Annotated in this window: 2 protein-coding genes; both read left to right on the top strand. The window is 39.9% G+C overall.

The window, feature by feature from the left end; translation table 11 throughout:
* The first annotated feature begins 180 nt into the window (after nt 1–180).
* Entirely contained in the window at nt 181–369 is a 189-nt protein-coding gene (locus L950_RS25385; protein ID WP_021191466.1) for a hypothetical protein, read from the top strand.
* 247 nt (nt 370–616) lie between these two features.
* Nucleotides 617–1,083, top strand: a 467-nt coding sequence (locus tag L950_RS25380; RefSeq protein WP_021191465.1) for a YoaK family protein, incomplete at its 3' end; no start/stop codon positions are given.

Below are 1,083 nucleotides of genomic sequence, written 5' to 3'. Positions count from 1 at the left end.
GGACTTGGAATGGGTATTATAGAATCGGATCAGTCGCACGATGAAGAAGTAGGAGCGAAAATAATGCGCAAGCACGTTCTTCAAATGGCCTTTTGGATGGTGCAGAAGATGATGCCGGTACTATAAAACCTCCAGATCGCATCGTAAAATATGATCTGGGAACTGGAAAGGAGATAAGGGATGAAACTGAATGATATCCGGATTTCGGCTATTGGGGGGACTATCTGCTCGATATGGGCAAGTCTTTCCTTTGGCGATCTTTTTCAGACAGCACTCCTTGCTGCGGTGGGTACATTTGTGAGTTTTGTTACAAGTAGACTATTGGGGAAGGTGAGTAAGTTGATCGCTTTTTTAAAGACAAAGATTTAAGAAAAACACCATCTGCAAATCCATGTAGATGGTGTTTTGATCCTATATCATTAAGGGGACTCCAAGATGTCATATCTACTTGCCGGCATTTTGAGATCCCCTAATGATTTTGCAGTTTAATGCGCTTCTTTAAAAGTATATACCTCAGTAAATTTTGCTCTTCGACCTGTTGACTGCACGAGGTAGTACATTAGGCTGCCAAACCTCAGATTGATTTTTTGTATATTTACATTGTGGATTGATCATCATGTTTAGACATCGAGATAGGGGACGAAATTTTGTACACAATGTTCAGCTGGCAGCATTATTGTCGGTAGTTTCTGGCGTAGTGAATATTGTAGGAGTTCTTTCTTTTAAGACATTGACGACAAATGTAACAGGGCACTTTGCCTTTTTTTCTGAAGAGATTTTTCAGAATAACTATGGGTTAGCTTTCTTGAGCATACTCTATGTAATTTCGTTTTTCTTTGGTGCTTTCATGGCAAACACAACTTTGGAAATGACTTCAAGAGGTGTTGCTCATTTTTCTTACACACTGCCGCTTTCGATTGAAATTTTTCTTCTTGTACTTGTTGCTTTTTCGATATTTGATTATTCTGTTTGGTTATCTTGTATCTTATTGGTTGCGATGGGGGTGCAGAATGCGCTTGTCACAAAGATATCAGGAGCTGTGGTACGTACGACTCATCTGACAGGACTGTTTACTGATCTGGG

It is taken from the genome of Sphingobacterium sp. IITKGP-BTPF85 (assembly GCF_001006065.1).
In the GTDB taxonomy this organism is placed as follows: Bacteria; Bacteroidota; Bacteroidia; order Sphingobacteriales; family Sphingobacteriaceae; genus Sphingobacterium; species Sphingobacterium anhuiense.
This window is presented reverse-complemented; position numbering and strand designations above follow the sequence as displayed.